This is a genomic window from Halobaculum sp. MBLA0147, assembly GCF_041361345.1.
Taxonomy (GTDB): Archaea; Halobacteriota; Halobacteria; order Halobacteriales; family Haloferacaceae; genus JAHENP01.
The window spans coordinates 1925783-1951139 of record NZ_JBGKAD010000001.1; the positions used below are offsets into that span (position 1 = coordinate 1925783).

At 70.4% G+C, this 25357-nt stretch carries 26 protein-coding genes, 1 other RNA gene and 1 CRISPR repeat array; of the genes, 14 read left to right on the forward strand and 13 right to left on the reverse strand.

Translation table 11 applies throughout. The features are described from left to right. Window positions 1-10: 10 nt before the first annotated feature. The 5 genes from RYH80_RS09160 to RYH80_RS09180 form a co-directional block, all read right to left on the reverse strand. On the reverse strand, window positions 11-2404 hold the full coding sequence (locus tag RYH80_RS09160) for an AAA domain-containing protein (protein ID WP_370903558.1): 2394 nt from the start codon (window positions 2402-2404) through the stop codon (window positions 11-13). 82 nt (window positions 2405-2486) lie between these two features. Beyond that, window positions 2487-3461 (reverse strand): phosphatase PAP2 family protein, encoded by a 975-nt coding sequence (locus RYH80_RS09165; RefSeq protein WP_370903559.1) that lies wholly within the window; start codon window positions 3459-3461, stop codon window positions 2487-2489. A 5-nt stretch (window positions 3462-3466) separates the two neighbouring features. Beyond that, the gene (locus RYH80_RS09170) at window positions 3467-4048 is read right to left on the reverse strand and encodes a hypothetical protein (RefSeq protein WP_370903560.1); all 582 of its coding nucleotides are present in this window, start codon (window positions 4046-4048) and stop codon (window positions 3467-3469) included. 75 nt (window positions 4049-4123) lie between these two features. Continuing rightward, window positions 4124-4417 (reverse strand): DUF7536 family protein, encoded by a 294-nt coding sequence (locus tag RYH80_RS09175; RefSeq protein WP_370903561.1) that lies wholly within the window; start codon window positions 4415-4417, stop codon window positions 4124-4126. A gap of 114 nt (window positions 4418-4531) precedes the next feature. Next, a complete protein-coding gene (locus RYH80_RS09180; protein ID WP_370903563.1) occupies window positions 4532-5878 on the reverse strand; it encodes an MFS transporter in 1347 nt (448 codons plus the stop codon). Between the two features lie 223 nt (window positions 5879-6101). On the opposite strand from RYH80_RS09180, the gene RYH80_RS09185 reads away from it, so the two are divergent. The 3 genes from RYH80_RS09185 to RYH80_RS09195 all read left to right on the forward strand — a co-directional run bounded on the left by RYH80_RS09185 (window position 6102) and on the right by RYH80_RS09195 (window position 7425). Beyond that, window positions 6102-6509: a DUF7548 family protein gene (locus RYH80_RS09185; RefSeq protein ID WP_370903564.1), complete on the forward strand. Its 408-nt coding sequence runs from the start codon at window positions 6102-6104 to the stop codon at window positions 6507-6509. Window positions 6510-6647: 138 nt separating this feature from the next. Beyond that, window positions 6648-6961: signal recognition particle sRNA (gene ffs / locus RYH80_RS09190), an RNA gene on the forward strand. 182 nt (window positions 6962-7143) lie between these two features. Further along, window positions 7144-7425, forward strand: a complete 282-nt coding sequence (locus RYH80_RS09195; protein ID WP_370903565.1) for a DUF7111 family protein — start codon at window positions 7144-7146, stop codon at window positions 7423-7425. 118 nt (window positions 7426-7543) lie between these two features. Here the strand turns inward: RYH80_RS09195 and RYH80_RS09200 are convergent, their stop codons facing one another. Both RYH80_RS09200 and RYH80_RS09205 read right to left on the reverse strand, forming a co-directional pair. After that, window positions 7544-7921: a DUF7473 family protein gene (locus RYH80_RS09200; protein WP_370903566.1), complete on the reverse strand. Its 378-nt coding sequence runs from the start codon at window positions 7919-7921 to the stop codon at window positions 7544-7546. Window positions 7922-7924: 3 nt separating this feature from the next. Then, a complete protein-coding gene (locus tag RYH80_RS09205; protein WP_370903567.1) occupies window positions 7925-8485 on the reverse strand; it encodes a TATA-box-binding protein in 561 nt (186 codons plus the stop codon). Window positions 8486-8624: 139 nt separating this feature from the next. Between RYH80_RS09205 and RYH80_RS09210 the strand changes: the two genes are divergently transcribed. Then, the gene (locus RYH80_RS09210) at window positions 8625-9245 is read left to right on the forward strand and encodes an ArsR/SmtB family transcription factor (protein WP_370903568.1); all 621 of its coding nucleotides are present in this window, start codon (window positions 8625-8627) and stop codon (window positions 9243-9245) included. Between the two features lie 54 nt (window positions 9246-9299). Here the strand turns inward: RYH80_RS09210 and RYH80_RS09215 are convergent, their stop codons facing one another. Further along, window positions 9300-10427 carry a hypothetical protein gene (locus tag RYH80_RS09215; RefSeq protein ID WP_370903569.1) on the reverse strand — a complete coding sequence of 376 codons (1128 nt, stop codon included), beginning with the start codon at window positions 10425-10427 and terminating at the stop codon, window positions 9300-9302. A gap of 359 nt (window positions 10428-10786) precedes the next feature. Beyond that, a CRISPR array of direct repeats spans window positions 10787-11487; the repeat unit is 31 nt; unit sequence GTTCCAGACGAACCCGTTGTGGGGTTGAAGC. A 68-nt stretch (window positions 11488-11555) separates the two neighbouring features. On the opposite strand from RYH80_RS09215, the gene RYH80_RS09220 reads away from it, so the two are divergent. After that, window positions 11556-12245, forward strand: a complete 690-nt coding sequence (locus RYH80_RS09220) for a methyltransferase domain-containing protein (RefSeq protein ID WP_370903570.1) — start codon at window positions 11556-11558, stop codon at window positions 12243-12245. Window positions 12246-12398: 153 nt separating this feature from the next. After that, window positions 12399-13325: a DUF547 domain-containing protein gene (locus tag RYH80_RS09225; protein ID WP_370903571.1), complete on the forward strand. Its 927-nt coding sequence runs from the start codon at window positions 12399-12401 to the stop codon at window positions 13323-13325. Window positions 13326-13359: 34 nt separating this feature from the next. Here RYH80_RS09225 and RYH80_RS09230 read toward each other — a convergent pair whose 3' ends face one another. The 3 genes from RYH80_RS09230 to RYH80_RS09240 all read right to left on the reverse strand — a co-directional run bounded on the left by RYH80_RS09230 (window position 13360) and on the right by RYH80_RS09240 (window position 16505). Continuing rightward, window positions 13360-13827, reverse strand: a complete 468-nt coding sequence (locus RYH80_RS09230; RefSeq protein ID WP_370903572.1) for a GNAT family N-acetyltransferase — start codon at window positions 13825-13827, stop codon at window positions 13360-13362. Window positions 13828-13894: 67 nt separating this feature from the next. Beyond that, window positions 13895-14977: a DUF7351 domain-containing protein gene (locus RYH80_RS09235; RefSeq protein ID WP_370903573.1), complete on the reverse strand. Its 1083-nt coding sequence runs from the start codon at window positions 14975-14977 to the stop codon at window positions 13895-13897. Window positions 14978-15956: 979 nt separating this feature from the next. Further along, on the reverse strand, window positions 15957-16505 hold the full coding sequence (locus tag RYH80_RS09240) for a CNNM domain-containing protein (protein ID WP_370903574.1): 549 nt from the start codon (window positions 16503-16505) through the stop codon (window positions 15957-15959). A 171-nt stretch (window positions 16506-16676) separates the two neighbouring features. Between RYH80_RS09240 and RYH80_RS09245 the strand changes: the two genes are divergently transcribed. From RYH80_RS09245 to prs, 5 genes are all read left to right on the forward strand, one after another. Then, a complete protein-coding gene (locus RYH80_RS09245) occupies window positions 16677-17717 on the forward strand; it encodes a calcium/sodium antiporter (RefSeq protein WP_370903575.1) in 1041 nt (346 codons plus the stop codon). Window positions 17718-17892: 175 nt separating this feature from the next. Then, complete coding sequence (locus tag RYH80_RS09250; RefSeq protein WP_370903576.1) at window positions 17893-18399, forward strand: hypothetical protein; 507 nt, start codon at window positions 17893-17895, stop codon at window positions 18397-18399. 123 nt (window positions 18400-18522) lie between these two features. Then, window positions 18523-19971, forward strand: coding sequence for an ATP-grasp domain-containing protein (locus RYH80_RS09255; RefSeq protein ID WP_370903577.1), 1449 nt, complete (start codon window positions 18523-18525; stop codon window positions 19969-19971). A 100-nt stretch (window positions 19972-20071) separates the two neighbouring features. Then, window positions 20072-20923 carry an HVO_0234 family beta-propeller protein gene (locus tag RYH80_RS09260; protein ID WP_370903578.1) on the forward strand — a complete coding sequence of 284 codons (852 nt, stop codon included), beginning with the start codon at window positions 20072-20074 and terminating at the stop codon, window positions 20921-20923. Between the two features lie 119 nt (window positions 20924-21042). Continuing rightward, window positions 21043-21891, forward strand: a complete 849-nt coding sequence (gene prs / locus RYH80_RS09265) for a ribose-phosphate diphosphokinase (protein ID WP_370903579.1) — start codon at window positions 21043-21045, stop codon at window positions 21889-21891. Between the two features lie 7 nt (window positions 21892-21898). On the opposite strand, the gene RYH80_RS09270 is transcribed toward prs, so the two are convergent. After that, entirely contained in the window at window positions 21899-22867 is a 969-nt protein-coding gene (locus RYH80_RS09270; RefSeq protein ID WP_370903580.1) for a hypothetical protein, read from the reverse strand. Continuing rightward, complete coding sequence (locus RYH80_RS09275) at window positions 22867-23502, reverse strand: hypothetical protein (protein ID WP_370903581.1); 636 nt, start codon at window positions 23500-23502, stop codon at window positions 22867-22869. The genes RYH80_RS09270 and RYH80_RS09275 overlap by 1 nt, the downstream gene beginning before the upstream one ends. Before the next feature lie 167 nt (window positions 23503-23669). On the opposite strand from RYH80_RS09275, the gene RYH80_RS09280 reads away from it, so the two are divergent. The 3 genes from RYH80_RS09280 (at window position 23670) to RYH80_RS09290 (ending at window position 25347) form a co-directional block, all read left to right on the forward strand. Continuing rightward, window positions 23670-24089: an HIT family protein gene (locus RYH80_RS09280; RefSeq protein ID WP_370903582.1), complete on the forward strand. Its 420-nt coding sequence runs from the start codon at window positions 23670-23672 to the stop codon at window positions 24087-24089. A 96-nt stretch (window positions 24090-24185) separates the two neighbouring features. Next, window positions 24186-24881 (forward strand): class I SAM-dependent methyltransferase, encoded by a 696-nt coding sequence (locus RYH80_RS09285; protein WP_370903583.1) that lies wholly within the window; start codon window positions 24186-24188, stop codon window positions 24879-24881. A gap of 136 nt (window positions 24882-25017) precedes the next feature. After that, complete coding sequence (locus RYH80_RS09290) at window positions 25018-25347, forward strand: 4Fe-4S dicluster domain-containing protein (protein WP_370903584.1); 330 nt, start codon at window positions 25018-25020, stop codon at window positions 25345-25347. The last annotated feature ends 10 nt before the right edge of the window (window positions 25348-25357 follow it).

The window sequence follows — 25357 nt, forward strand, 5'->3', positions numbered from 1 at the left end:
GCGGCGACGACTACTCCGCGGACCGCATCGCGTCGCGGTCGCGCAGGTGATCGGCCAGCGCAGCGTACACGTCGGCCGCACTCTCCGCGTGATCGCGGTCGTCACCGACGGTCCCGAGTCTCGCCCAGTCGCCGACCAGGACGAGCCGCCGCCGCGCCCGGGTGAGTGCGACGTTCAGCCGTCGTGGTCCGGCCGCCGGGAACGTGAGGAACCCACTGGCCGCGCTCGGGTTGCTCCGGACGAACGACACTACCACCGCGGCCCGCTCGCTCCCCTGGAACGCGTCGACCGTGTCGACCGCCACCGTCCCGTCGTCGGTGTCCGTGCCGTACCGGTCGGCGGCCGCCGTGTCGCGCTCGCTGCCGGCAGCTACGCCGCTCCCGTCGAGGAGCCCCTCCTCGCCGAGTCGGTCGCGGCAGACGGCGCGCTGTCCGGAGTACGGCGTGATCACCGCGATCGAGCCCGGATCGAGCCCCGCCTCCAACAGTCGTCGCACCTCGCGACAGACGACCGCAGCCTCGCGGTCGTTGGCGTACGACTCGGTGCCGTGAGGGCGCTCCCCCCCGGCCACGTCGACACCCGCGAGCGGCGGCAGGTCGCCGACGGTCCGCTCGGCGTCCGCGGCCGTCTCCAGCCACCCGTCGTAGAACTGCTCGCTCGGGAAGGCGGCGATCGCGGGGTGCATCCGGTACTGACGGCGGAGCGACACCGCCGCGTCCGCGCCGTACCGGTCCAGCAGCGTCTCGAACAGCGACGGCCGGAGTCGGTCCGTCGCCGCCGACTCGCCGGCCGCGTACGGCGGGAGTTGGCGGTGATCGCCCGCCAACACGAGCTTCTCGGCGCGAGCGAGGACGATCAGCGTCGCGGCGCGACTCGCCTGTGTCGCCTCGTCGACGACCGCGAGGTCGAACCGGCTCCGGTCGAACTGCGCCGCGCCGCTCGTCGTCGCCGCCACCACGTCCGCAGCGGCGACCGACTCGCCGACGTACGACCGCTCGACGACCGGGTTCGACGAGTTGCGACCGACGCGCGCCAGCGAGAGGTCGCCGCGCTCGGCGGCCGCGTGGAGCGTGTCCGGTGCCGGTTCGCCCGGCGTGGACTCCCCGACGAGCAGGTTGTCGACGGCCTGGTTCGAGTGGGCCGTCACGAGCACGGACTGCCCCTTCTCGACGGCCGCCAGGACGGTCGCAGTGAGTGTCCGCGTCTTCCCCGTCCCCGGCGGCCCGTGCAACAGGGCGAGGTCGTCTGCGCCGTCGGCCCACACCAGCGCGTCGTGTTGGTGACGGTCGAGATCGACCGCCGTCTCGGGGAGGTCGAAGCGGTTCGCGGAGAACGACAGCGCGTCGCGACCGGCGACCAGCGCGCGCTTCGCGGGGGTCTCGCGAACCGCCGCGACCCCGTCGAGCCGGCGCTCGTACGGCACCGGCGTGACGAGCGGCGCGAGCCAGAGGTCGACGCCGTCCGCGAGTGACGCGGCGAGACGGTCCACCACCGCGTCGCTCACCGCGTCCCAGTCCGGGTGGATCGTCACCCGTGGGTCCTCGACCGCCGCGAGTCGCACCGGCACCGGGAACCCCTCCCCGTCGGCGTCCGCGAGACACCAGTCGCCCGCGAACAGTCCCGCCGCGCGGAGGTCGACGCGCTCGGCCGGCACGTCCGCGAGTCGGTAGCGGTAGGCGGCACCCGTCGCTCGTTCGTCCGCGTCCCCGTATCGTGAGTCGCCGTGCCGCGACTCGCCGTGTCGCGAGTCGCCGTCCCGAGAGCCGTCACCGCCGGCACGCGACGCGTCGACACCCCCACGCCCCGACGCCGCGCCGTCTCGAACCGCGCCAGCGAGTCGGAACGGACCGACGGTCTCGTCGTCGCGTCGTCGTCGACCCACGTCGCGGCGCTCGTACGCCTCGCGAGCGCCCGCCCGCTCGCGGTCGCGCTCGTCGCGGACGGCCGCCGCCACCTCGTCGAACCACGCCGTCGTGGCAGCCTCGTCGAGCGGATCGACGGGGTCGACGTGCCGTGGCGGGAGGTCGTCCTCCGAGACCGTGGTGGCGACGCCGGGGCGTTCTGCCGGGACCCAGAACCGGAGTCGGTGACCCAGTTCCGTCCGCGCGTGGTCGTCGGCGTCGGTGAACCGGACGGTGCCGGAGACGCCGAAGCCGGTGTCGAGCCAGCCGACCTGGCTGGCCTCGGGTCTGTAGACGACGTACTCCGAGGTGGGCGTCGGCGTCGTCGCGTCGAACAGCGGGACGGCGTACCCCGCCGGGTCGTCGGTCTCGACGGCGAGGTGGTCGAGTGCGGTCTCCAGTGCCGCCGGCACGTCCGTCGGCGAGTGGTCGTCGCGGTCGAGGTCGGCCGCGAACAGCCGCGCGTCGGCGAGCCGCCAGGTGTCGACGAGTTCGTCGATCACGGACTCGCCGCTCGGGAACCCGTGGGGTTGACGCTGGCGGTTTCCGACGACTCACCGGTGTCGGCACCGCCCCTTGGGACACTCACCCCGCCCGCACGGCGCGCCACTCCTCGCGCCCCCACCGCACGAGCGTCGGCCAGGCGACGACGAGCGCGACGGAGACACCGGCGCTCGCGGCGCCGACCACCGCACGCAGCGGCACCGTGTCGGGGAACACGCCGAACACGACCGGGAGCCCACTCGTGACGACGACACCGGCGTACGCGAACGGGGTGCCGACGACGACCAGCCCGGCGAGCGCCGCGAGCGGGCCGACCGGCTCCGGCTCCGTCCCACGTGCTCGCCAGACGGCGTACCCGCCGAGTCCGCCGCCGAACGCCACCGCCGCACCCACCGTCGTCCGGCCGTCACTACCGACCCCGCCGACGAAGACACCCGCGACGACCGCGACCAGCGCCAGCAGCGCCGCGAGGAAGAACACGCGATCCGGGCGCGGCCGGAGCCCCGGGCGACCGGCCCGGACGAGCAGCCACAGCGTCGCCGCGCCGATCGCGACGCCGCCGAGCACGTCGCCGACGGTGTGGAGGCCGAGCAGGACGCGCGTCGCCGCGACGACGGCGACGATGCCACCCGCCGCGAGCCAGCGCCGTCGCCGCGTCCCCACGTCGAGGAACGCCGCGAGCGCGCCGTACACCGCCGCCGCGCCGACGGCGTGGCCGGACGGGAACCCGTAGCCGGTGTCGCTGGCGGCCGACCGAACGACACTCGCGAGTGGCGGCGGGAGCCACCCGGGTACCGTCGCCGTCGCCGCGCCGGGGGGCCGCGGGACCGCGACGACCGCCTTCGCACCCAACGCGACCGCCAGCGCACCCAGGCCGACGGCGACCAGCGCCGCCCCGACGCGCCGCGGTTCGGCCGTGACCGGGGGCGCGAGCCAGTAGCCGAGCGTCGCCAGGAGGAACAGGAACCACGGGTCGCCGGCCTGCGTGAGGACCGCGGCGGCGACGGTCAGCCACCCCGGCGCGTCGGTCAGCGTCGCGTCGAGCACCCCCGTCACCGGCGTCACCTCCGACGGCGGATCGCGTCGGCGGCACGACTCGGCACGGAGAGGAGGTTCAGTCCGACGCCGACCAGCACGAACAGCGTGTACAGCCCCAGCGTCGACAGGAAGAGGATCAGCATCGCGCCGATGGCGAACCAGCCGTCGAGGAACCGGAACGCGGCGACGGTCATGATCGTCCCGTACAGCAACACGAGGTACGGTCCCCAACCACGGGCGCGTCCGCGTCGCATCCGCGCCCGGACGTACCGTTTGAGTTCGGCCTCCAGCGCCGGCTTCTCGACGGTTCGGTCCTCCACGGCGTCGAGTTCCGACCGGAGTTCGGCCAGTTCGTCGGCGAGCTCCGACAGGTCCGGGGCACCTTCACCACGTGCCGGCTCGCTCTCGGTGCCGGCCGCGTCGTCGTCGGCGGACGACCCACGGTTCCCGTCGCCGGTCGACCCCCGGTTCGGGTGGGCTGACGACCCCCGATCCTCGTCGCCGGTCCCGTACTCGTCGCTCATCTCGTCGGGACCGAGAGCCGGCTCTCCCTTCACGTTGCCGAAGTTCGTCGCGACTCCCCAGCTCCCCCGGTGTCGACTCACCCGACGCTGCCTCACTCGACTCCGCGACTCCCTGGCCGCTACCCCACTCGACTCCGCGGTTCTCTCCACGCCGCCTCACTCGGCGGTCGCGAGGCGGTAGGCACGCACCGCCGTCAGCAGCGTCGTCACCAGCAACGCCGTCGTCACGGCGAGGACGAACCCCAAGACGAGGAACCAGCCGGCCGCGCCGACGACCGGGTACGAGCGACCGGCTCCGACCGGTCCCAACAGCTCGAACACCCGGACGACGTACACGAGCGCGGCGAGTGCGAGGCCACTCGCGACGCCGACCGCCGCGTTGCGCCGCACGTCGAGGACCGCCACCAACCCGCCGGACGGCGGCCGGTCTGGGATCTCTGCGTCGCTCACACCCCTCGTTGGGCCCTCGGGCTCAAAGCGTCTCCGACTCCGCCCGAGCCTCCAGTTCTCCTCCGTGCCGCGGGGTGTGCCGGTCCGGCGTCGCCCGGCGGCCACCACGGGTGGTCAGGCGTACGCCGCGAACTCCTCGCCGCGGAGGAGGAAGTACCCCGTCCCCACGAGCCCGACGACGGTCGCGAGGCCGAACGCGAGTCGCGGATCGACACCGTACAGCCACCCGCCGACGGCGGCACTCGGGATCGTGACCGCGTTCCGCACGAGGTAGTACGACCCCGTCACGCGCCCGCCGGCGTCCGCCTCGGCAGGCCCGACGATCAGCGCCTTGTGGGCCGGCAGCCCGGCGAACCGGAGCCCCGAGCCGGCGAACAACAGCGCGTAGACGGCCGCGTCGGCGGGTGCGGCGACGATCACGGCGGGGAAGACGGCGTACACCGCGAAGCCGAGTCCGACGACCGGGACCAGTCCCACCCGCTCGGCGAGTCTGGCGACCGGCGCCATCGTCACGAGCGCGACGGCCATCTCGACGGCCAACAACACCCCGAAGTACGCCTCGGGTGCGAGCCGTCCGACGACCGGCAGCGTCGCGCCGACCGCACGGAAGTCGACGACGACGCGGACGAAGAACACGTACACCATCCCGTTGGCGAAGCGGACGAGGGTGTCCCCGACGAGCAGCGGCCGCAACGGCGAGGGCAACGAGCGTAGGTCCTCGCGGATCGTCGCCAGCCCGTCGAAAGAGTCGCCCAACGAGTCGTTCGTGGCGTCGTACAGCACGTGTTGGGCGACGGTCGCGACGCCGCCGACGAGCGCCGCGAGCAGGAGGAGGAGTCGAAATCCGACGTCGAAGCTGTACACCGCGAGGATCGCCGCGGCGACGAGCGGGCCGAGGAGGAACGCGGTCCGGCGGAACGTCTCCGTCGCCGCGAACCCCGCGGCGAGGTGTTCGGGTGCGACGGACTGTTTCACGACCGCGAACGTCGCGCCGAGCCCGAACGACTTCCACCCCTGCGAGAGGAACAGGCCGACGAACAGGGTGACCACCGCGAGGTTCGTCTCCAGGGTCACGCCACCGACGACGAGCGGCCCGAGCGGCACGGACGCGAGGTCACCGGCGACCCACCAGACGAGGAAGCCGGCGGTCGAGGCGACGCCGAACAGTGTCAGCGCCGCCCGCGAGCCGATCCGGTCGGACAGTGCGCCGCCGGGGTACGGGAACACCGCCGAGATCAGGTTCCCGAGACTCCCGTACAGTCCGATGGTGAGGCTGGAGGCCCCCAACACGGCGAGGTACTGCGGGAGGTAGCGACCGGTCGCCTGGAACCCAAGCGAGAACGCGAACATCGCGACCGAGAGCACCAGCGTGTCCCGCGGCAGCGCGGCCACCTGCCCGAACGGGTCGAACGGGTCGGGTGTCTCCGACGCGGGCGACTCCCCCGCGGGACCGTCGGTCATCGTCGGTTGTCTGGGGCCGCCACGGGATCAACCTCCCGGACGTTCCGCTCCGTGTGGGTCCCGTTCACAGGGGAGTCGTCACGAGTCTGCGCCCGTCGGCGTCGTCCGCTACGGGTGAGACTCGTCCGGGATCGTCCACCACGAGACGGTTCCCCGAGTTGTCCGTCGCGAGTCGCCGACGGAACTGGAACCGTTCAAGTGTCGGGAGTGGTAGCGTCCGGGTATGGACACGACAGACGCCGCGCCGACGGCGGGGGTCGCCGCCTGTCTCCTCGTCCTCGGGGCGTTGGCCGCGCCGTACCTGCTCCTCTCCGATCCGGGGACGGGACTCGGGGTCTACTACAGCGACGGGCCACTCGGCGTCGGTGCCGTCGCGTTCCTCGCGGTGTTGTTGGTGATCGTCTTCCTCTCGGGACTCCAAGAGCGGACGCCACCCGACACGGTCGCCGGGATCGCACTCGTCGGGGGGCTGGCGACGGTGGCGTTCGCGCTGGTGTGGGCGCTGTCCGTCGACCAGGGGAACGTCTTCTCCTTCTCGGCGGCGTGGATGTCGTGGCACCGCTGGCTCGTCGTCGGCCTCACCGGTCTCCTCCCGGCGAGCGCGGGTGTCTACGCCCGTGCCGTGTTGTAGTCCCGTGTCGTAGCCGACCGGGACCGGGCTCGGAACGCGGCGGAAGTCCACCTGACGCCGGGCCCGGAACCGCACGACGCGACCGGCCCGACGCCGTCCGTGGTCCGAAAGGCACTTACGGAGACCCGGAGTAGACCTGCACGGACTAGGTCGGGCAGTTAGGCCCTGCCCTCCACCCGTGAGGTAGTCTTCAGCGGGGACCGAACGCCGGCGGCGTCCGGGACGCCCCACGTGGGCCCCGGGAGCCGACGTCGAAACCTCGTCCGGCGGGGACAGCGGTCCACGGCGGCACACCCGCAGGGGTGTGTACCCGTGGTTCGTCGGAGACACCGGGTCAGGCGCGGAAGCGAGCAGCCCACCTCCGGACGCCGGTCGCTCGTCGGGTCGCGGGGTGGAGGAGGCAACTGGGACTCCCCGCGCGGGAACTCCCGGGCAACACCGGTCGTCCACACTCATACTCGGGTCCTCACTCGACCAGCCGTCGGCTCGCGGTCGCTCGTCCGATCGCGGTCGTCCGTCGGGCTCGCAGTCGCTCGCGGGCCGAGTGGCCGCACCGACTCGACAGGCGACGACTGTCGACCGGACGACTCGGAGAGGCGGAACCTTCGACTGTCTCGCACCCGTACCGGTGTCTATGTCCGAGGAGCCGACGACGGTCGAGGCCGACGGGATCACGGCCAGCTACGAGGAGACGGAGACGGAACGACTGCTCACCTTCCGCCGCGACGGGCGGACCGCCGCGGTCGCACAGAACGTCGAGGGGTACGCCATGCTGAAGGTGCGGCCGACGGCCGACGGCGACGAACTGGAACGCTACTACGGCTTCGACATGGCGCTGGACCACGCCGCGGAACTGCTCGGCGTCTCCCCGAACTCCCTGCCGGTGCCGGACCCCGCCAGCGACATGGGGATGTGAGGGGTGGCCTGATCGAGACTCGGGTGTGCGGACGCGGGTCCGCAGACGGGTCTCCCGCGAGCGGGCACCCAGAGACGAGTGAACGCGTCCTACGAGTGGACGACTCTCTCGACGCGGCTCAGATCGGTGCCGTCTGGTAGATCGCCAACAGACTGTTGACGAGGTACGCGACGACGACGATCAGCGTGAAGTGTGCGGCCGTCACCATCGCGGTCCGCCGCCGGTCGAACTCGTAGACGACGCTCACGACGACGAAGTCGACGACCAGCGCCGCGACGACGACGGCGAGCGTCGGCAGGAGTGCGGCGCCGAGACCGACGACGGTCATGGCGACCCCGGGGACGATCGCCCGCGGCAGGTCCACCTCGCCGGTGACGTAGTAGACGGCCGTGTTGGCCAACAGCGTCGACAGTGTCGCGATCACGAGGAAGCCGCCGACGACGCGGACACCACCCAACTGGAGTGGGGTGATCGCGGCGGAGAGCGGTTCGGACACGACTCACCCCACCAACCCGAGTTCGGTCAACCGTTCGGTCACACCTTCGACGGCGGTCGCGGCGTCTTCGTGGCTGGTCGCGCCGGTGACGACCACCTTCCCGGAGCCGAACAGCAGTGTCACCACGTCCGGCGTCTCCATGCGGTAGACGAGTCCCGGGAACTGTTCCGGCTCGTACTCGATCTGCTCGAGTCCCAGCCCGATGGCGACCGCCTCGAGGTTGAGCGTGGTCTCCACGTCGGCGGAGGTGACGACGTTCTGGATCGTCGGCGCTGGCTCGTCCGCAACGGGAATCTCCAGGTCGGCGAGACGGTCGAACACCTCGCGGACGGCCTCGTGCGCCGCCGCGACCGACGCCGCGCCGGTGACGACCACCTTCCCCGAACGGAACAACAGTGTCGCACAGTCGGGGTCGTCCAGTCGGTAGACGAGTCCCGGGAACTGTTCGGGATCGTAGTCCGCTCCGGGCAGGTCCATCGCCAACTCCAAGAGGTCCAACTCCTGCCCGACACTCGTCGAGGCGACGACGTTCTCCGTCTCCAGCGTCTCCGTCGGGTCGCCCATCGACCGACTACAGGGTGTCGCCGCCGATAAGTCGGTCGGTACGGGTGTCCTCGCGTCCCTCGACCACCACGACGGGACAGGCTCAAAGACACGTTTGAACAACCAAGAGATATTTACCGGGTTTCCCCGAGGTGTACGTGTGAGCAGTCTCTTTCCGCGCGACACAGACGAGGAGTGGGCACCCAGCGAGGAGGTGAGAGTCGTGGGGCTCGACGACGAGTGTGGGGACGTGTTCGAGACGCTCTCGAACGACACGCGTCGCGAGCTGTTGCGGGCGCTGTACGAGTCGCCGCGGACGGAGACGGAGCTGGCGGAGACGCTCGACACGTCGGTCCAGAACGTCGACTACCACCTCGGCATCCTCCAGGAGGCGGACCTCGTCGAGGTCTCCTCGGTCAGGTACTCCGAGAAACGCCGGGAGATGGACGTGTACGCTCCCGCAGTCGAGTCGCTGGCGATCGTCGTCTCCGACGACGAGACGACCAGTTCCTCGATCCGCGACACCCTCGCACGACTCGTCGGCGGGTTGGCGGTCGTCGGCCTCGCGAGTCTGGCCGTCGACGAACTCCTCGCGCGGGTGGTCTCACCCCGCCCGACGGAGTCCGCCCTGGCGCTCGACTCCTCCGGGAGTGTGGCGGCGACGCCGACGCTGTTCCTCTCGCCGGGTGGCGCACTGTTCCTCGTCGCCGCGACGGCACTGTGTACACTGGCACTCTGGCGGCACCGCGATCACCTCTCCGACCGACTTCCCGAGCGGTGAGGTGGCGGCCGTGCGGCACGAGGTGGATCGCTCCGAAACCCGAGTTCCCGCCCGCTACAGCGGCTCGCCCAGCACCTCGTAGCCGGAGGCGTCGAGGTGGTACGCGGCCGTCCCGAGGCTGACACGGTACGCCGTCGCGTCCGCGCAGTTGTCGCCGGGTGTCCCACGGCCGGCAGTCGGGTCGCCGTGAGTGACGAGCGAGACGAGGTAGGCGTCGCCGTCGACCAGGGTGAACGCGACGCCGCCGGAGTCACCCGGTGCGGCGGCGGCGCTCCCGCGGACCCCGTGCCCGTCGAACGAGGGCAGTTCCGAGTGGTAGCCGGCGTCGACGTGGTACTTCCCGAGTCCACCGGTGGTCTCGCCGGTGACCGTTCCCATCGTCCGGTAGCCGTCGAACGGGTCGGTCACGCGCGTCGCGATCCCGGACTCCGTCACCCAGCCGGCGATCTCGTAGGTGTCGTACTCCCCACGGATCTCGTTGTCCACCGTCCGATCCGTCTCGAGGACCGCCGTGTCGGTCGGCGACTCGCGACTCGCGACACGGCCGATCCGCTGGAGGTCGCCGTCGGACTCGTCGCCGTACACCGTCTCGTCGTCGAACACGTGGTCGGCCGAGAGCAGTCGCCGCTCTCCCCCGTGGCGCACCGGCCACCCGGTCGAGCCGACGGGGCCGTCGGGGCCGTCGCCGACGCGGAGCCCACCGGCGACGGCGTCGTACTCGTGACGGTGACACAGCGCCGTGGGGTAGTCGCCACGACTGCTCGTCTCCACCGGCACGCCGTCGACACGTGCCGGGAGTTCGGCGGCGACCGCCGACGCCGCACCGCTCGCGCCGCCGCCCTTGCCGCCGGAACTCCCGTCGTCGCGGACACCGACGTCGATCGCGAACCCGCGACGGCCGCCGTACCGTTCGGTCCCGGCGCGGAGTCCCACGTCGACGACGCCGGCCGTCCCGAGCAGTCGGTCGGCCACGCGGTTCCGCGCTCGTCGTGCCCGCAGTCGGTGTTCGTTCCACGCCGCCGGCACGTGGCGCCACCGTTCGACGCCGTCCGGACTCGCCAGTGTCGGCAGGCGCACTGTGCCACCGTCGTCGCTGCCATGACCGACCGTCGGCACCAGACTCGCCCCCAGCAAGCCGAGTGCGTCGCGGCGGTCGATCTGTCGGGTCGGTTGGTCGTTCACGGGAGGGCACCTCCGTCGTGTGTCGTCGCCGCCGTCCACTCCGGGTGGACACGTCGCGACCGCTCCGGTTCCATCTGTGGTGTCCGCGTCGCGTCGCCGGCGGCGGCGACTGTTCTCGTCGTCGTTTCACGACCACCCGACAGTTAAATCCACACCATCCGTGCAGGGATCGCAAACGTCTCCTGGTGTGTGGCGAGTCGTGTGTCGGCGTCGTTCGGCGTGCCCGACGGGTGGTTCGGTGTGGTCGACCGGGTGCAGTTTCCGTCGACCCCCGAGGGTCGTGGGGGTGATTGTGGGTCGACGGAAACAGTTAGCTGGGATGCGGTAGTAGGGCCGCTTAAGTGCCCGAACTGGGCACGGTTCCAGACGAACCCGTTGTGGGGTTGAAGCTGATGGGTCAGACGAGCATTACCCTCGGGGTTGCGTTCCAGACGAACCCGTTGTGGGGTTGAAGCAGCCAGATGGACAGCCGGGTCGTCGTCCCGTGGAGGTTCCAGACGAACCCGTTGTGGGGTTGAAGCCTGCCGGGAACTCGCCACGAGGGAGCGAGAAGTAGCGTTCCAGACGAACCCGTTGTGGGGTTGAAGCCGGCGGCCGCGAGCAGTCCTGCCCACGCAATCGCGATGGTTCCAGACGAACCCGTTGTGGGGTTGAAGCCATCTTCGACGGCGTCTCTGCCGAGCGGTCCGACACCGGTTCCAGACGAACCCGTTGTGGGGTTGAAGCCGGCAGTCGGTGGCCGGCTACATCGAGGAAGCCGAGGGTTCCAGACGAACCCGTTGTGGGGTTGAAGCGTCGTGATCGCGCTCGTGCTGATCATCAGCTTCCTGGTTCCAGATGAACCCGTTGTGGGGTTGAAGCCGGGTGAGGTTTCCCGGTCCTGAGCGCGTGAGGCGGTTCCAGATGAACCCGTTGTGGGGTTGAAACTCTGTGTCTGGTGACGCGCTCACGATCAGCCACCTGTTCCAGATGAACCCATTGTGGGGTTGAAGCGTCGTGATCTGTGAGGACCGGATCACAGAAGAATTCGTTCCAGATGAACCCGTTGTGGGGTTTGAAGCTGTCACGGGACCGAACCAGCCCGAGGAGGAGCAAACCCGAAGTCGCTACGCGACCACCGCGGATACAGTGACCCACCTCTCGACGGAGCGCGATCACCACACTGTCGAGCACCCAGCCACGAGACCGCTCCAGACGAGCGTGTACGACTGGTGGAGTCGCCACCCGCGAGCGATGCGACTCCTGTACGCGCTGTCGTTCCTCGGGCGGGAGTCGACGTTCCGAGACCGTGCACGCGACGCACTCGCTCCGGCGCCCGGCGAGCGACTGCTGGAACTCGGCTGTGGCGACGGACGGGCGTTGCCACACCTCGCGGCCGCCGTCGGACCCGACGGCCACGTCCTCGGACTCGACGCCAGCGAGGGGATGACGACCGCTGCGGCGGCGCGGACGGCGAGCGACGACACCGTGTCCGTCGTGCGCGGTGACGGGCGACGGCTCCCCGTCCCCGACGGCACACTCGACGGCGCGTACTCCGCGATGGCGCTGTCGGCCGTCCCGGAGCCGGCAGCCGCGGTCGACGCCGTCCACGCCGCACTCCACCCCGGCGGCCGCTACGTCGTGTTGGACGCGCGACCGTTCGCCGACGGCCCGTTGCGCGCGATCGACGCCCTCACCGTCCCGATCTCGCGGCGACTCACCGACTGGGTGCCGAGTGTCGACCTGGTCGCGACGCTCCGCGACCGGTTCGAGACGGTGAGTGTCGACACCTACAACGCCGGGTCGATCGTCCTGGTCCGTGCCGAGCGGGGCGACTGAGACGGACGGGCTAGACAAAAACCGGAGGAGATCGAACGACGGTGGAGGAGACCGGACGAGGCTGGAGAGTGGGACACCCACCACGAGTGGTGCTGTCCGTCCACCGCGACGGACCGCGACGACGTTTTGATCCGGGCGCCCGTACGTCGCGGCGTGCGCGAGAGCGAACGGGCGACGGCGTCGACGGCGGCAGACACCACGAGCACCGCCGAGACCGCCGACCACCACACCGCCCACGAGGAGCCCGATCGGTCTCCGGTGGCGGTCGCCAGACGACTCCTCGACGCGACGCGACGGAGCGGCGCCGCCGACGGCGCCACCGGCACGAGTGGCGACGGCGCTGCCGATACGAGTGGCGACGGTGCCGCCGACACGAGTGGCGACGGCGCTGCCGACACGAGTGCCGACGAGGCGGTGATCGACGGGGCGGGCGTCGACGAGGCGCTCGCCGAGTTGGCGGCGTTGTCGTCGACCGCGCTGGCGCCGGTCCGCGAGGATCGCGCGACGGCGCTGGCGTTCTGGCTCACGCTGTACAACGCCGGCACGCAGGTGTTGCTCGCTCGCGAGCCCGAGCGGTACGAGAGTCGCCTGCGCGGGGTGCGGTTCTTCGGGTACGAGTGGCTCGAGATCGACGGCGAGTGGCTGAGTCTCGACGACATCGAACACGGCATCCTGCGCGGCTCGCAGTCGAAGTACGGCCTCGGCTACCTCCCGCGGCTGCCGGTCGTCTCCGTCGACGCGTTCGAGCGCCGCTACCGCCTGGCGAGTGTCGACCCGCGGATCCACTTCGCGCTCAACTGTGGCGCGGCCAGCTGTCCGCCGATCCGCTACTACGACCCGGGCGAGATCGACACGCAACTGGATCTGGCGACCGCGGGCTACCTCGACGCGACGGTCGAGTACGACCCGGACGCGGGCGTCGTCACCGTCCCGGCGCCGTTCCGGTGGTACCCCGGCGACTTCGCGGACCCCGTTGCGTTCCTGCAGCGGTACGACGCCGTGCCGGCGGACGCCGAGCCACGGCTCCAGTACGAGTCGTGGGACTGGTCGCGGGCTCCCGGGAAGTTCGCGAGCGAGTGACGCGCCGAGAAACCGTGTCGAGGAGAGCGGTCGCTCACTCTCGACCGTCTCCGTCGGTGTGCTCCACCCGTCCACCCCAGTCGCGGTCGCCGGTGGGGACGACCATCCCCTTCGAGGTCGGGGCCGTCTCCTCGAATCCCCAGTGCTCGTAGAAGCCGTCGACGTCCGACAGGAGGTTGACGTACGCGCCGTCGGGCGCGTTCGCGGCGAGGTACGAGACGACGGCGTCCACGAGTCGCGTCCCCAGCCCACGCCGTTGGTGGTCGGGGTGAACGACCACGTCACAGACGTGGAACACGGTCGCCCCGTCGCCCACGACGCGCGCCATCCCGACCGTCTCGCCGCTCGGCTCGTGAACGGCGGAGACCCCGTACAGACTCTCCGGGAGACCGCGTTCGGCCGCGTCCACCGACCGTGGCGGCACGTCGACCGCTCGACGGAGTTCGACGAACCGTGCCGGTTCCGGCAGCGTCTCCGACAGCGTGTACGTGTGCTCGGTCACGTCGAGAGCCAGCGCTTCGAGCCTGTTGAGTGCTCGCTGAAATCCATTTCAGCGAGTTGCCACGCTGTCACTCCGTCGTGTCGGACCGCGTCGCCGCCGTCACCGTCGGCGTGTCGTCGACGACGAGCGTGAGCGTCTCCCCGTCCAGCTCGAAGGTGAGTGCGACCTCGACCGGCTCGTGTGACCGGACCGTCTCCTCGTAGCCGAGGAGGACGGTGTCGAACTGGTGACCGCCGCCGGTCTGGGACAGCGGGTTCAGCCCGTGATCGAGCAGGAACGACAGGAGTGCGTCGTCCGCGAGCAGCGCGACCGGCAACACCCCACCTTGTCGGTAGGTACACCGCGGACACTCGGCGGTGTGCATCGCGGCGTGACGGTTCCCACACGCCGAACAGACTGGTCGGCCGTCGTCCGACGCAGACGCGGGTGACTCGGACTCGTGGGCGTCACACACGCGCACCCACACGTCGATGTCGGCGGCACACCGCGGACACACCCCACGAGAGACGGCGACCTGGTCGCTGACGTTCCAGACGTGTGCGGCCGCACGCGCCTCCGCTGGCGACCGGCCGTCGACGCCGGCCGGCGGCAGCGGCTGGTAGCCGAGGTACCCCGGCGCCGGCGGCTCGCGTTCCCCTTTGATCGAGTCGTACGTCCCGCCACAGTCCGGACAGAAACTGAGGAGCTTCTCGTCGCGGTACGCGACGGTGACGGTGGCGCCACAGTACGGGCAGTCGTGGTCGATCTCGACGCGGTCGAACGAGGGGTCGGCCGTGATCGCACCCGACAGCGTCGCCTCGACGACGCGGCGGCCGGCCGCGGTGAGCGTGTACCCCGCGTCGGTCTGGTCCACGAAGTGGCCGCGGAGCCTGTCGAGGTGGTAGTTGAACTGCGCCGAGTCGTCCAGCGGGACGCCGGCGTACACCTCGGAGAACGCCAACGGCTCGTCCGCGTCCGCGAGCGTCTCCAGTGTCGCCGTGCGCGCCTCGTGACCCAACGCGGCGAACGCCTCCTCGGGTGCGAGTGCCGTGGTCGCGTCCTCGCTCGTCGTCACCCCCTCGTCGCGTCGGGTCGTCGCGTTCCCGTCGTGCTCCTCCGAGGTGGCCGCGTCCCGCCGGGACGAGTCGTCTCCGGAACCGTCGTGTGTCACACGCGAGTGTCGGTGCCGAACGGCTTGGATCTGTGGGCGCGGGCAGGGTCGTGGACGCCCTCGCGTGTCGCGTCCACTACCGTCGACGGTCACGAGCCACCGGTGGGTCGTGACGGGCCGGTTCGATATACCGCTCTCTAGTTTACTACGCTCTCGGGGACCGCCCGACGGCGGCGGTTCCGATCGGGGTCGGGCCGCCGGTCGCCGAGTGGCCGCTCGGTCGAGGGTGGGCCCGGAGATACGAGCGACTCGGGGACGCAGGGTACTGGCTCGGGGGTCGACTCGCTCCTCTCTCGCCCGTCGGCTCACCGCCCAGCGGGCACCGGCCGGTTCGGCCCTGGGAGAACCGCCCTCGTCAACGTCGTCACTGGGGGTGTGTCCCGTAGAGCGACACGTCTCGGCAGTCGACGTGTCGTCCGTGCGGTGGACGGAGCGATCCACGCGTTCACGCCGGTGGCCGGCGGCCGGCCGAGCACCGGGTAACCCCTCGACACTCCGTGCGGAGGTGGGCGAGCGAGTCGACCGGTAGCGCCGTGGAGACGACGGTGGTGTCGGCCGGTTCGACTACCACGCGGACGGGACAGGACTGGACGGGTGTGGACGTGGCGAACGTGGTCGGGTCTGGGGTCGAGACGAGCTCGCGAGGCCCAGCGTGGTCCCGGCCGTCCGGCCACACGCGACACCAGAGTCTCGAGTTCGGCACGAGCCGAGAGACCGGGGAGTGCAGTCACGGGAATCGAGACACGAGGCACCGGAATCCAGAATGCGAGAAGCAGGCCACGGAGCGACGAGATACCAGAACGGAGTCACCGTAGTCGGAACGTGACGGGTCGAGACACACGGCGACCGGAGTCGGCGTGTGGAGCGACTCGAGATCGAAACGCAGACGCCAGTCTGCCGCGGGTCTCGGTGACCACGGGGTCGGAGTCGCCTCCGCCTCGGTAAATCTACATACGCGATACAGAACCCCCACCGTCCGTCACGATCCACCGCTCTCGTCGCCTCCCGACACCGCCGCGTCACCGTCGCCCTCCTCGTACGCCGTTTCGACACCTGCACCGCCCAGCACCGCACCGATCCGCCGAGTGACGAGGTCGAACACGACCACGAGCGGGTACAGCAGCCGCTCGACGAGCGAGATCGGTCCGGCGACGGTGCCGGCCCACTCGCGTGCGTTCCCGAGGCCGTACGACTTCGGGACGATCTCGCCGACGATCAACACGAGGACGCTCACGACGCCGGTGGCGACCAACACGCCGAGCCCCTCCGGGAGCCGGTCGACGAGGAGTGCGGTCGTCAGCGTCGCGATGGCGACGTTGACGACGTTGTTCCCGACGAGCAGCGTCACGAGCAGGCGGTGTGGATCCGCCCTGAGCTCCCGCAGTCGCTCCCCACGCGTCCCGCCGATCTCGGCGGCCGTCTCGTCCGACAGCGAGAAGACCGCCGTCTCGCTGCTGGAGAAGAACGCACTGAGGAGCGTCAACACGACGACTGCACCGACACTGGCGGCGGTGGCGAGAGTGCTCACACGGTCCCGTCGGCCGGCCCCCACGAGAACGTACCGGCGTACCGTCGGGAGTACAGCGGACGCACCGGTGTGCCGTCGGGCGGGGCCAGGACGGACCGGCGTGTCGAGCGGCCGGGATCGGGCCACGTCCGAGACGGGCGGTTACTTACCCGACCCGGCCGACGTGCGTCCGTGAGCCTCCTCTCGGTCGGTGTCGACGTGGTGCTGGTCGTCGTCGCGGTCGCCGCCCTCGGGTGGGGTGCCGCTCGGTTCGTCGCCGGTGCGAGTCGTCTCGCCGGTCGTGCCGGCCTCTCGGGGCTCGTGATCGGTCTCACGGTGGTGGCGTTCGGGACGTCCGCGCCGGAGTTCGCGGTGACCGTCGACGCCGCGCTCGGCGGACGAGCAGACGTGGCGGTCGCGAACGTCGTCGGCTCGAACGTGTTCAACCTCGGGATCGTCTTGGGTGCGGTCGCGCTCGTCCGCACGCTGCCGACCCACGGGGACCTCGTCCGCCGCGACGGCGTCGTCCTCGTCGCCACGACACTGGTGTTGGTGTGGGTCGTCCGCGACCTCCGTGTCGGCCGCGTCGAGGGCGTGGTGTTGTTCGGCTCGCTGGTCGCGTACCTCCTGGTGGTCGTCTCCACCGACCGCGAACGGCCGGTCGTCTCGGCGGTCGACGACGCAGCGACAGTACCCGAGGCGGCCGTGGCGCCGGCCACCGTGGACCCGTCCACCGACGTGTCCGACGAGGCGTCCGGCGAAACCGCCGCGGGGGCGCCGCCGGACACGACGTGGCTCCGGGACCTGTTCTGGACCGTCGTCGGGTTGGCGTCGGTCGTCGCCGGCGCACACTTGCTCGTCGAGTCGGCGGCGGCGCTGGCGCGGGTCGCCGGGCTCTCGGAGTGGCTGATCGGCGTCACCGTCGTCGCCGCCGGCACCTCTGCGCCGGAGTTCGCCACCAGCGTCGCGGCCGCTCGTCGCGGTGCGGCCGGGCTCTCGGCCGGCAACCTCGTCGGGAGCTCCATCTTCAACACGCTCGGGGTCTTGGGACTCGCGGCGTCGATCCAACCGCTGTCCGTCGCCGCCGCGGCCGTCGAGAGCTCCGTCTGGCTGCTCGTGCTCGTCGCCGTCGCGACCGTGTTGTTGTGGTCCGGCCGCGAACTCACTCGCGCCGAGGGGGCCGTCCTCGTCGCGCTCGGACTCGTCAACTGGGCCGTCGACGTGGTCGGGTGAGTCGAACCCGGGTGCTACGTGGCTGGGAACCCCGATCTTCGAGGGATGGCGAAGACTCAGGTGGGTGGGTGCCGTCACGCCGAGTGACCGTGCTCGAGTTCACGTCCCGGAGTGAGCCAGACTGGGCGCGATCCGTCGGGTGGACGAGTCACGAACGCAGAGCGGGTGATCGCGAGTGACGATCGACGAGGTCACTGTCGGCCCGTACGCCGACGGCGAGATTCTGCCCTTCGATACAGGTGTGGATCTTCCGCTCAATATCGGAATCGTGAAAGGTGGAACGGCTGTCAGGCTGAGCGACTTCGAATACTACTTTATCGGTCTCTCGTTCGATATCATCGAGACGGTGAGCCACGGAGAGAACAAAGGAATCAGCGCGCCCGATATGGGCGCGTACCTGTGGTTCGAACCGGACGGCGATGTCGTCCACATCAAAGAGCCCACTACGAAACCCGAGCGGGAACAGCGGGAGACGATTTACGACTTCTCACACGAGATCACCGTCGAGTACGACGCTCTCGAGTCTGCGATGCTCGACGCCGTCGTCAGAGCGGTCGAGTACGACGGGGAACTCCGCGACACGAACGATTCTCATCGCGAACGTCTCAGAGAGCGTGTTCGGGAGCGAGACGGTCCCTTCGCCGAGGCCGTCCGCCAGGCGGTCGACGACCAGTACCGCTGACGACCGCCGCGGGAGAGTCGGACACGTCGTGGTGGACGACACTCGTGGCGACCGCCGCACCGACCACACCCACGCGGCGAGAACTTCGACAGAGTTTCGGTGTCGCCGATTCAGTCGTCACCAATGAGCGACGGGGTCCGTGTCGGGGTGTTGAGCCTCCACAACAGCAAGGAGACGAAGGCGATCTGCAACGCGGTCGCGGCACTCGGCCACGAGCCGCTGTGGCTCCGCGCGGAGAACCTCCGCGTCGAGGCGGGGTACGGCACCGTGACCGTCGAGCCGGAGCCGGACGTGGTGATCAACCGCCTGCTGTTGCCGGCCGCCGACCAGCCGCTGACGGAGTTGGGACTCGCGGGCGTGTTCGACGCCGTCGACGTGCCCGTCTGTAACCCGGCGAGTGCGACCGCCACGGCGACCCACAAGTTCGCCGCGATGGCCCGACTCGCCGCCGAGGGGCTCCCCGTCCCGCCGTCCGTGCTCCGGATCGGCGCACACAGACTCGAACGGACCCACCTCCCCGACGACCCCGCGGCCGACGACTTCGCCGAGCAGGCGGAGACGAGCGAGCAGACGGAGACGACCCGGGTGACGGAGACGAACGAGCAGACGGCCCCCGGGACGCGGGTGTTCAAACGTCCGGTCGGGACGCACGGCGACGAGACGACGATGCTACGTCCCGGCGAGTACGCGCCACAGACCGCCGCGGCCTCGCAGGGGATCGTCCAGGGGATGGTCGAGAGCCCCTCCGACGACCACGAGGACGTGCGGATCTACGTCGTCGGCGGCGAGGCGGTCGGGGCGATGCGGCGGTACGCGCCCGACGACGACTGGCGGACGAACGTCGCCCGTGGCGGCCGGGTCCGCGACGCCACCCCGGACGTCCCCGAGGACGTGATGCAGTTGGCGGTCGACGCCGCCGACGCGTTGGAGCTGGACTACGCCGGCGTGGACGTGATCGAGGGCGTCGACGGCTGGTACGTGTTGGAGGTGAACGTCACCGCCGGGTTCAAGGGGTTCTTCGAGGCGACGGGAATCAGCCCCGCGCCTGCCATCGCGGCCCACGCGATTCGACGCGTCGACGGCGTGGTCGACGACCAGCAGGTCGCGGAGTTGGCGACGCGGCTCGACGACACGGTGCCGGACTGTCGCCCGCCGCTGGACCCGTCGCCGGAGCCGACGGAGTCGACGCTGGGGTACACGACGGAGGTGCGCGTCGCGGGGACGCAGGGTGCCGAGACCGTCGTCGCGAAGGCCGACACCGGCGCGACGCGGACGAGCGTCGACGTGGCGTTGGCCGGCGAGGTCGGCGCCGGCCCCATCGACGCGACGGTGGACGTGAAGGGTGACGGGAACGGCCGCCCGGTGGTGCCGGTCGGCATCCGTCTCGGCGACTACACTCACCGCGTCCGGGCGAACGTCCGCGACCGTTCGCACCTCGCACACGACGTGTTGCTCGGGCGAGACGTGCTCGACGACTACAGCGTCCGCGTCTCGCGGCGACACGACGACGACGAGACGGACCCACCGGACTTCGTCAGCGGGAAGCACCCCCGCTACGAGACCGAGGAGTGAGCGATCGGCCCGCCGAGTCCGGGGTCGGACAGCACCCGCCTCCCACGCGGCGGGTGCGTCCACGAGGATTATCCCTGGGGACGCGAGACGTGCGGGTAGGATGCCGACCATCGACGAGAAACGCGTGTACGACGCGAAGGAGGGGACGACCCGACTCCTCGTCGCCTGCGGCGTCGGGACGGTCGCCGTCTCCGTCTCCGGTGACATCGTCGGCGAGTTCGGGATCGACGACGACCGGCCGGCACGGGACGTGGCGGCCGCCGAGGGCGTGCTCGCGGTCGCGACGGCGACGGACGTGCTCGTCGGCGCGTACGAGGCGACCGACCACGGGCCGGCGGCCGCCGTCGCGGTCGCCGACGGGACGGTGTTCGCCGTCGCCCCGGACGGCACGCTCGCTCGACTCGCGGACGTGACGGACGCCGCGTGGGAGCGGCTCGGCACGGTGACGGACGTGCGAGCCGCGGACGGCCGGCTCCTCGCGACGGCCGACGGCGTGGTGCGCCTGACCGACGACGGACCGGAACCGGCGGGACTCGACGACGTGCGCGACGTGGCCGGACGCGGCGTCCCGTACGCGGCGACGGACGACGGGCTCTACCGGCTCGCGAACGGCTGGGAGCGGGTGGTGTCTGGCGCCTTCGAGACGGTCGCGACGGACGCGACCGGGGACCGCGTCGTCGCCAGCGACGGGGAGAGCGTCGTCACACGCGGCGAGCCGTGGGCTGCGACCGACGGGGAGGAGTCCGCGGCACCGACCACACCCGCCCCGACCGACGCCGCGACCGGCGAGTGGACCGTCCACGACGAGGCGGGCGTCGTCGCGGGTGCGGTCGCGGGCGAGCAGGTGCTGGCCGTCACGGAGACCGGCACGGTCCGCGTGAGCGTCGGCGACGGGTGGCGTGGGCGAACGCTGGGAGTCCCCGACGTGGTCGCGGCGACGGTCGCCGACTGAGGCGTCTCGACCGAGGCGACACGGCGACTGTGGCTACCACGAGATCCGTCGCGGTGCGACGACCGAGACGGCGCCACGAGTAGGAACGGGTTTACCGGAGGGACCGAATACCCCCGCACATGCTCGTGCCAGGGTCCACGTCGCAGTCGCTGGCGGCCACGCTGGCGGCCGAGACCGGCCGTCCGCTGGCGACGCCGACGTTCGACCGGTTCCCGGACGGGGAGACCTGTGCGTCGGTGCCGGGGTTCTCGGGGGAGTCGGCCGTGATCGTCGCCGCCACCACCTCGAACGACGCGCTCGTCGAACTGCTCCAACTGCAAGACGCCGTCCGCGAGGCCGGTGCCACGGAGGTCACCACCGTCCTCCCGTACATGGGGTACGCCAGACAGGACGAGTCGTTCGGCGAGGGCCAGCCCGTCTCCGCGCGTGCCGTCGCTCGTGCGGTGTCGACGGGGACAGATCGGGTCGTCCTCGTGGACCCACACGAACCGGCCGTCACGGAGTTCTACGACGTGCCCACGACGGTCGTCAGCGCCGCGCCGCTGCTCGCGGAGCCGCTCGGCGAGTTCGCGGACCCACTGTTCCTCGCGCCCGACGAGGGGGCGACGGAGTTGGCGACGGCCGTCCGGGACGCGTACGGCCACGGCGAGACGGACCACTTCGTCAAGGAGCGCGACTACGACACCGGTGCCGTGACGATCCACCCCGGCGAGACGGACCCGACGGACCGCGACGTGGTGATCGTCGACGACATCGTCGCCACCGGCTCGACGGTGAGCGAGGCGGTCGCCGCCCTCAGCGAGCGGGATCCGCGGCGGATCGTCGCCGCCTGCGTCCACCCGATGCTGGTCGGCAACGCCCGCAGCAGACTCGCCGCCGCCGGCGTCGACCGCGTCGTCGGCACCGACACCGTCGAACGCCCCGCCAGCACCGTCTCCGCCGCGCCGGCCGTCGCGAACGTGTTGTGAGTGTGAGTCAGTCGGCGACCGCGACCTCGCTGGCGCCGTCCGAGACACTCTCGTAGACCTCGTCGGTGCCAGTGACGAACTCACCGTCGCGTCGAAGTACGTCTGCACTCTCCAGTTGGTCGACCTTCTCGTTCAACACGAGCGGGTCCACGTCGTCGTCCCACTCCGTCGCGAGGTTCCGCCGAACCGTCTCCGTGTCGAGGTGGAGATCTGGGTCTCCCTTCTGTACCGCGCTGAAGTAGTACGCGTTCGCGTACTTCGGGAAGTGGCTGAGCATCCTGAGATCGAGCTCCTCGCGCAGGACGTAGTAGGCGTCTGCGACGATCTGTCCGACCACACGTCGCTCGTACTCGTCGTAGGAGGGAGCCGTCGACTCCACCGCCTCGATCTTCTCTCCCGGGAAGACGGCTCCGTCGTCGATCCGTACGAAGTCGAAGTCGGACAGAACACGGAGGTACCCTTCCGTGTTCGCCTGTCCTTGGATCCGATCGAGACGCTCGACCGCCAGCGGTACCTCCTCGTGGAGGTACTTCACGATCTGGACGACGGAGTTGAGTTGGTTCCTCACCGGATCGAGGTCGTACACTGCCTCGAAGATCGCCTTCGCGGTCGTCCAGTCGAGGTGGTTCAACATCTCCTCGCGGCGAGTCTGAAATGCGTCGTACAGCGCGTCGCGGTCGGGGAGCGAGACGGCGTAGTGACCCGGGCCGGTCTGCTCCGCTCTGAGTGTCTCGACACCGCCGACGTTGACGAACTTCATCACGTCGTCGGTCCCACGACTGTCACTCACGTCTTTGGGATAGGCAGTCCCCAGTTTGAGAAGTACCGAGTCGTCCGGCGCTTCGTGGAAGTCCTGCACGAAGAGTCTACGCGTGTACCTGTGGCGGAGCAGCCGCTGGATCTCGTCGGCGACGGACTCGCTCGTGCCCTCGAACACGAGGCGGTCGTCCCGGATCGACACACTCCCCCGGATCATCACTCTTCACCCCGTGTCTCGGTCGTCTGGTCCAATGTGCGTTGTGGCTCTGGTTCGATCCACAGTGTCCACCGTCTCGTCTCCTCCGTCCACCACTGGTAAAAGCGTGACTTCGGGAGGCGAGAGGGTGGTCCCCCGCCGTTCTCTGGCGGGGCGTAGAAGTCCTCGTACGGGTCGAAGAACTGCACCTCGTCGTGGTTGATGGTGAACACGACGACCGTGTGTGGGATCGCTCTTCCGTGCATCCCGCCTCGCACGTCGTACCCTTCGGCGTGGTGGAGGTACGACGGAGAGAGTTCCACCACAGGGAGTGAACACTGCTCTCGTTCGACGATTTCGGCCAGTGTGGACCGATCGAGTTCGGTGTCGATCTGCATCGCGTAGCCGTGCGGAGACAGGTGATCCTCGAGTGCCTCCGGAAGCGGGTCGGCCGTGGCTCCGAACTGCGGCCTGTAGTCGCAAGCGTCCTTCACCGTGTCGTGGTCGACCGCGAGCGACGGCACGTCGTGACGGGTAGCTAGGTCGTCGACGACGTTCTGAATCGCCCTCGTGAGGCAGGTGTCTTCCCGACGCTGTCTGTCGAACGAACTGACCCGTGTCTGGTACGACTTCCTGTCGTCGGACCCGATCGTCACTCTCGACTCACCTCGCGGCGCTAGATGTGAACGCCGCTGAAAGTTCTTCTGGAGACAACGACGGTTGGACGAGCCGTCGGTGGAGCGTACTCGAGATCCCACTCCCGACGGGAGGCTAACTCACCCCGTCCCGTAGATTCAAGCCGTCCCCTGCCGACTGCTGGGACATGAGCGACTGTCCCTTCTGTGGCATCGTCGCCGGGGAGATCCCGGGTCGGATCGTCGGCGAGAACGACCACGCCGTGGCGTTCCTCGACGCGAACCCGATGGCGCCGGGCCACACGCTGGTCGTCCCGCGGGAACACCGCGAGCGGCTCGCGGACGCGACGAGCGAGGAGACGCAGGCCGTGTTCGCGCTGCTCCACGAGTTGGCGCCGAAGATCGAGACGGCCGTCGACGCCGAGGGGGCCACCGTCGGCCTGAACGACGGCAGCGTCGCCGGACAGGAGGTACCACACGTCCACGCACACGTCATCCCGCGGTTCCCGGACGACGACGGCGGCCCGATCCACGTCGCCGCCGGTTCGCGTCCGGAACTGTCCGACGCGGAACTCGACGAGATCGCCGCCGCAATCGGCGACGACTGATCGCCGCGGTGGTCGGCGCTGCTCCCTCCCGTCGCCTCCATCCGTACGCCCGTCGGGGACCGCCGTGTTTAGGCGGCTCCCGGCGAACCGAGTGGTATGAGCGTCCGCGAGGAGTTCGACGAGTGGGCGGCCGCGGGCCGCGACAGGGGGATGGAGGAGCGACACTGGCACACGGCACGCCACGTGCTCGCGCGGATGCCGGTCGAAGCCGGCGACCGCGTGCTCGACCTGGGCACCGGGTCGGGGTACGCGCTGCGCGCTCTCGCCGACACGCGCGACATCGGGCACGGCGTGGGGCTCGACGGCGCGCCGAAGATGGCGCACAACGCCCGCGAGTACGCCGCCGAGGCGGACACGGGGGAGTCGACACTGTCGTTCGTCGTCGGCGAGTTCGGTTCGCTCCCGCTGGCCGACGACAGCGTCGACCACGTCTTCTCGATGGAGGCGTTCTACTACAGCGCCGACCCCCACGAGACGCTGCGGGAGATCCGGCGCGTACTCCGGTCGGGCGGTACGTTCCACTGTGCGGTGAACTACTACGAGGAGAACGTCCACAGCCACGACTGGCAGGAGCACATCGACGTGGCGATGACCCGCTGGAGCGGCCCAGAGTACCGCGCCGCCTTCCGCGAGGCCGGACTCCACGTCGCGAGTCAGGACAACGTCCCCGACCGCGAGACGGAGATCCCGCCCGCCGAGGCGTTCCCCACGGAGAACTGGGAGACGCGCGCGGCGATGGTGGAACGCTACCGCGAGTACGGCACGCTGGTGACCGTCGGCGTGGCACCGTAGCGCGCCGGCACCGACGCGCGAGTTCCCGTCGGCGACCCCGACGCGCGAGTTCCCGTCGTCGACACCGACCCCCACCTGCGCGTCGCCGCCCGCCGTCGAAGGGTTGACACGGACGCGGTCCCCAGTTCCGACACCGATGGCCATCGATCCGGAGTTCGAGCGGAGCCGCGAGCGCGACGAGGATCACGAGGGGCACGCCGTCTGGGGCCCGGTCGACGAACCCGAGGAACTCGGCATCCACGGTACGCACGTCGCCGTCGACTTCGACATCTGCATCGCCGACGGCGCCTGTCTCGAGGACTGTCCCGTCGACGTGTTCGACTGGGTGGAGACGCCAGACCACCCCGAGAGCGAGAAGAAGGCCGACCCGGTCCGCGAGGGGCAGTGTATCGACTGTATGCTGTGTGTCGACGTCTGTCCGGTCGACGCCATCGACGTCGACCCCGGCCGCGAGAACCGGGTGTAGCGGACGAGCA